The 4575-nt window shown below is 64.7% G+C and carries 3 protein-coding genes; all 3 read left to right on the top strand.

Annotated elements, in window-relative coordinates; translation table 11 throughout:
- A partial coding sequence (locus A9W96_RS32150; protein ID WP_067139763.1) for a hypothetical protein occupies positions 1-417 on the top strand: 417 nt, incomplete at its 5' end.
- A 35-nt stretch (positions 418-452) separates the two neighbouring features.
- On the top strand, positions 453-2951 hold the full coding sequence (locus A9W96_RS11175) for an ATP-binding protein (protein ID WP_067139760.1): 2499 nt from the start codon (positions 453-455) through the stop codon (positions 2949-2951).
- Positions 2952-2965: 14 nt separating this feature from the next.
- Positions 2966-4519, top strand: coding sequence for a hypothetical protein (locus A9W96_RS11170; RefSeq protein WP_231999657.1), 1554 nt, complete (start codon positions 2966-2968; stop codon positions 4517-4519).
- The last annotated feature ends 56 nt before the right edge of the window (positions 4520-4575 follow it).

Genomic DNA, 4575 nt, shown 5'->3' with positions numbered 1-4575 from the left:
GCGCCCTTCCCGATCCCCGAGCTGATTGCGCTTGTCGGTGGGTTGCTGATCACGCTGTTCGCGCTGCCCCGGTTCGATGAGCCGCTGTTGACCGGTGCGGTGGGAGTGGTCTCCACGGTCGCCGCGGTTGGGGTGATGCGGCGCATGCCGTACTCCCCGGTCAAATTCAGCACTCGGGTGCACCGTATCTACCGCCTGTACACCAGTCCCGCCAGCAGCAGCAGCGGCGAACAGCGGCGAGTCGACGCGGTGTCTACGGTGCGCCCGACCATCACCATTCTCGACGAAATCGACGCGGCGACCCTCTCGCATCGCGCCGAGACGCGTCCGCTTGCGCCCGCCCGAACGGTCACCGATTCCGGGTGGGACGACCTGTTCGACCAGCCGCACAGCACGGCAGCAGAACTGTTCACCTGATCACCGCTCAAACACCCCTCGTAAGGACGCTTCCGATGGCTCACCAGCTCGACCAGAACCTGCAACCCACCATGTCGGTGATGGGCAACCTGCGCCGCATGCGCGACGGCGCAATTTGGGCCGACTACCGGCTCACCGGACTGGCGTATGGATACACCAGCGACGAACGCAAATACGACACCTTGATCCACCACAAAAACCTGATCCGAGCACTCCCGAACAACGCGGTCATCGCAGGCGTCATCGCGGCGATGAACCCCGACGAAATCCTGGCGCGCGCGATCGCCGGAACAGACCTCAGCGCGCGTCCGATGTGGCGCGAAGAATGTGAGGGCAAGCACGAGTACTTTTCGTCCACGGTGCACGCCGCCGAGCGGATTTTCGTGCTGTCGTTTCCGGTGACCGATGCCGACGTCGTATCCGATCTCACCGGCTGGGGTGGCATGGCGCGCCGCTCGGCTGAACGCGACCGCGTCGAGATGGCAAAGGCGGCAGCGTTAGCGGCCGCGATCGTGGCGCGCCTTCCCTCGGTGTTTGCGTTCGAGCCACTGACAGCAGCGCAGATGGTGTGGCTGTGGAACCATGCGTTGGCACGTGGGACGCGCCGCGAGGTGTTTCCGCCCTCGATTTCGTCGAATGTGTCCTCCCCCGCCGGAGCGTTCGCCGCGGCGGAATTCGACGAAGGTGAACGGCGTAACGACCGCAAGCGGTGGCGGCCGGACAGCTTTGCGCCGCTGGTGAAGATCACTCAGCCCGGGCGGATCGGCGCGGCCCCGTCGTGGCAGACGCTGCTGGCGATCGAATCGCTTCCCCTGGAGGGGCTGCAGTTTCCGGGCTCGGAGTTTTTCACCATCGCCGACCGCGTCGATGGATTCGACGTCGACTGGGCAGCGCGGATCAGCAAGACCAGCCGCGAGCAGGCGATCTCGCGGAACACCAAGAACCTGCGCAGGCTCAACGAGCAAGTCGGTGAGCGCGACTCCGAGGTGTCCTTCGCCCAAGACATGCTGTCGCAGCAGGCGCTCGATCTTGGCGAATACAACGCGCTGTTGGAAACCAACGACGACGAGATCGAGGTGTCGATGTGCCCGATCTTCGCCATCGCCGGCAGCTCGCGCGCCCAGTGTGAAGACGGGGCGCTCAAACTGGTGCAGGCCTTCGAACGCAACCGAATCAAGGTGGTCGCCCCGCTGGGCGGACAACGCGAGCTGTGGTCGGCGATGAACCCCGGCGGCGCCAACCTGCGTGTCGTTGCCGACTTTTCCCACGTCACCATCAGTGAGTACCAGGCCGCCAGCGTGCCGTTCGCGACCAATGCCGTCGGTGATGCGCAGGGGCCGATCATCGCGCTGAATTTGTCGGGCCGGCGCAATCAGCCGGTGCACTTGGAGTGGTGGCGCGAGCCGCTCAAAGACGCGTCCTCGGCGATCGCGATCGCGGGTGAGCTGGGTGCGGGCAAGACCTGGCTGATCATGTACATGCTGTTCCATTTGGTCGACATCGGTGGCCAATTTTTGGCGATCGACCGCACCGACTCCGGGGAGTACGCGCGCCCGGCGGCCACCCTTGGTAGCCACGCGATCATCGACCTGATGCGGCCGCAATGGTCGATGGATCCGCTGCGCACCTTCCAGGCCGAGATTGGGGTCGACTCCGCCGTCGAACTACTCACGCCGCTGTTCGAGTGCGAAGCGAACTCCCCGATGGGAATGACACTGGGTGAGGTGCTGCGCCCGGAATGGGGTGTGCGCTCGATCCCGGACCTGCTCGCCGTGCTGCAGCGCGGGGCTGACATGGGCAAGTTGGCGGACGGCAAGCCGCTGCCCTCGGGATGGGATGAGCTGCACCGCCACCTGGCCTACTGGTCGGGCCGGCGGTACGCCGCAGCGCTGTTCGATCCGAATCTGCCCTCGTTGGATCTCAACACCGAAGGCATTGTGATCCGCACCAACAGGGTCGAGGTGCCCACCGGTGAGGAAGTGGCGGGCCGTGAGGCGCTGAGCCCGAGCAAGGTGTTCGGCCGCGCTATCTATGGGCTGTCGATGGAGTTGGGTCGCCAAGCATTCCAGCTCAACAAAGCGCGGCCGGCGGCGGTGGCCCTGGATGAGGCCTACCACGTGACCTCCACCTCCACCGGTTTGGCCCGTACCGCGCGGCTGGCGCGCGACGGCCGCAAGGACAACATCTCGTTGATTCTGGGCAGCCACGACCCGGTCAACGACTATCCCGCGGGCACCGCATTGGACCTGATACCGATGCGGATCGTCATGCGCCACCGTGACGAAACTCTGGCCAGGCGGTCACTGAAATGGCTGGGAATCGACCCGGACAAGAACCCGCACATCGTGCGTGACTTGACGACCAACACCTCACCGAAAGGCGCCGACGGCAAGGTGGTGCGCGGCCGCGAGGGCGAGGGCTACATGCGCGACGCCCGCGGCGCGATCGGTCGCATCAAGGTGCTCGGACCCTCCTCGCCGCTGCGGCGCGAAGCGATGAGCACCACTCCCCCCGACCACAGCCAAGTCGCCTAACCAGGGAGGTTCATGTGAGGGACCATCGGCCCAACAACGGCGGCCTGGTGCTCGTCGACGCCGATCGGCTGGCGCGCTGGGCTCACTGGATTCGAGCCTGGACTCCCGCGGTCGTGCTGCGGTGGTATGGGCGCCACCGCGTCGCGACCACGGCGGTGCTGATCGGATTCACGCTGCTCGTCATCGGGGCCGCCCGCGCCGTCGCGGATCCCGGTACCGGCGCCGACAACGGCAGTGGGGACGTGCTGATTTCCTGGATGGGAATCAAGGACTCCGACAATGTGCCGGTCGCCAAATACACACTCACCCTCAATCAGGGCGGCTGGGACGATCCCACAGCCAAGATCTTTTCCTACGTCGATTCTGTTGTCTACGAGGTGTATCTGTGCGTCACAACGACCGCCTTGTGGCTGATCAAATTCGTGCTTGACTTTTCGTGGCTGAAATTGTTCACCGGGCCGTTTCAGACGATCGGTCACGGCGTGGATACGGCGATGGACCGGTTTGGGTTGGCCGCCACCGCCCTGGCGGTCCTGGCGATCATCGCCGTCTGTACGGTGCTGGCCGGGCGGACCGCCAAAGCAGTGTCCAACATCGCTATGGCGATGGTGATGATCGGTATTGCCGCAACGATTTTCGCTAACCCGCTGGCCGAACTCGTCGGCCCGGATGGGCTGTTGGCCAAAGGGCGTGACACCGGTTTGCAGATCGCTTCGTCGGTGTCTGACGGACACATGAGCGACCAAGGCGGCAAGGCCAACGTCGACGACATGGTGTCACGTTTGGCCGATAGGTTTCTGCGTTCACCCACCCAGATGATCAATTTCGGGCAAGCCAGCGACTCAATTTCCCGTAAGTGCAAAGAAGCCTGGTCGAAAGGAATCAAAGACCAGCACGGCGACAAACTCAAAGACGACATTCAAGGGTGTGACTCCAAAAAAGGCGACCAAATGCACGACCGGTCTATGGGTAACCCCGCCGCCTTCCTGGTGCCGCTGTCTATCTGCGGTTTTCTCGCCGCCATTCTTGTCGCCTTCGCCTGCTACTTCGTGTGGCACGTGGTGCGCGCGGCGGTCCAAGCCATGCTGTATGCCGCGCTGGCCCCGCCGGCATTCGCCATCGGCGTGATACCGGGCGGGCCGCAGATGTTCGCGTGGAAAACCCTGCTGGACTGCGCGATGGCGTTCGCGGCGATGGTCATCTACACCGCGGCCTTCGGCGGCTACAACGTGATCCTCGACCAGGTCTTCAAGGAATCGAACAACGCCATCCAGTCGATCTTTCTGACCACGCTGGTGCTGGCGTTCGGGTTCGCGTTCTTCGGGCCGCTGCGGCGCATGTTCGACCGCAGCCGCGACACCATGGCCGCCAAACTCGGCGGCGCAGCCAACGGCGGCGGGTCCGGTCGAGGCTGGCTTTCGAAGTCCGCGGATCTGGCTGCGCTGAAGGGCAACCTGGCGCCCGGCGGCCGCGGCGGCTCGAGCAACAACCGCGAGCCCGGTCGCATCCAACCAGAATCGGACTCCTCCAGCGGTGCCGCCGGCAGCGGTGGGGGCGACCACGGCTGAACTGGCAGGACTGGCGGCAGAACTGGTGACGGGGCTTTCGGAAAGCACGTGGTGGC

Origin of the sequence: Mycobacterium sp. 1245852.3 (assembly GCF_001669335.1) — a bacterium.
GTDB lineage: Bacteria > Actinomycetota > Actinomycetes > Mycobacteriales > Mycobacteriaceae > Mycobacterium > Mycobacterium europaeum_A.
Note: the sequence above shows the minus strand (reverse complement) of the source record. Positions and strands in the feature narration are given on the sequence as shown.